Here is a 1253-nt window from a genome sequence, read left to right on the forward strand (position 1 = left end):
AAGGGATATCGGGCCTGAAGCCTCACTAATGGGGGTTGTGTAAATAATGACTTGTTGGGCATCCGGGTCATCGGGGTAACCTTCAACACCTATTTCAGGGGGCTTTTCAGGGATCCATGTCAGGCCAATGCCGTTGGGCAGCATCACTGTGTTTGATTGGAGTGTCAGGACATCAATGGGATGCCCCTGAGAGTTGTGGTATACAGGCAGGCCTGAGTGATCTTTCCCCTGGTAGTTGAGCTTTTCATGATGAAACTTCAGATCAGCGTTATCCGATAAAGACGCTGGCCAGAACAAGGCTGATAGAGGAATCGCTCTGGCAGTCACTTGTGGAGCAGGTTTAAGCCATTGTCCCAGGTTTTCAAACATCAGAGCCCAATCTGTTCCGGTCAGGATCTGAGAGCTGTCAGCAATGGCGGAAAGAGGGCCAGCCAATAAGACTCCGGTATGGGAAAGCTGATAGAAAGGGCAGGTTTCGGAAGTACAGTGATCAGTTGCTAAAGTTTGATCAGAGAGCAGATCTGCTCCCAAGTCTTCGTCGTCTCCCCAATCTTCATCGATATCAAGTTCATCTCCCAATGCCGCCAGCTCAGCCTCTATCTTTTGCTGCTTGGCCTGTTGGTCTTCCAACCATGCGATCTTGGAAATAACGTAATCTTTCAAGCCCTTTCCGAAGTCGGTGTTGGCCTTAAGGTTGAGGAAATCGAGAATATCCACCCACGCATCAATGTCGTTAAGGTGGGACTCCAGATACTCAACTCTGGCGATGTAGTCTCTTCTTGCAGCCCATGGGTTTCTGCCCTCTATGACGGGATGGCGCTTCAACACAATCCGCTCTGAATACCGATCCAGAGGTCGGGAGTCCTTGGGTTTTTTCTCGGGCTCTTTCTCCTCTGAATAATTCGGCTTCCAGTCGTCCCAACTATCGACGCTAACAATTTCAAGGGTTCGTCCTCTGGCCCCGGTGTAAATGCGGTGCTCTTCCATCTTGTTGAGGTGGCGCTCAACCCTCATTCCACCCACTTCAAAAACCTCCACCACGTCAGCCGCTGAAGAACTGGGCTGCTCTGCCGTTTTCCGTCTCTCCGCTTCAGCACGAGCCGCTGATGCTTGTTGTTGAATGCGCTGCTGTGTTTCAGCCGCCCCCTGCGCGTGCATATTCTGATGCCACTGCTGCATGTTGGCCTGGTTATATGGGCTGTTCTTCAGATTTTGTTGAACTTGGTTATTTACGGTATTCCGGATGTTGTTAA

At 50.6% G+C, this 1253-nt stretch carries 1 protein-coding gene; it reads right to left on the reverse strand.

Annotated features, from left to right (window positions below):
• Positions 1-1179 (reverse strand): hypothetical protein (locus tag ACR2PX_RS14500; protein WP_434000070.1); only part of this gene is annotated, 1179 nt, incomplete at its 3' end.
• Positions 1180-1253: the final 74 nt, after the last annotated feature.

The organism is Endozoicomonas sp. (assembly GCF_051008435.1).
Classification (GTDB): domain Bacteria; phylum Pseudomonadota; class Gammaproteobacteria; order Pseudomonadales; family Endozoicomonadaceae; genus Endozoicomonas_A.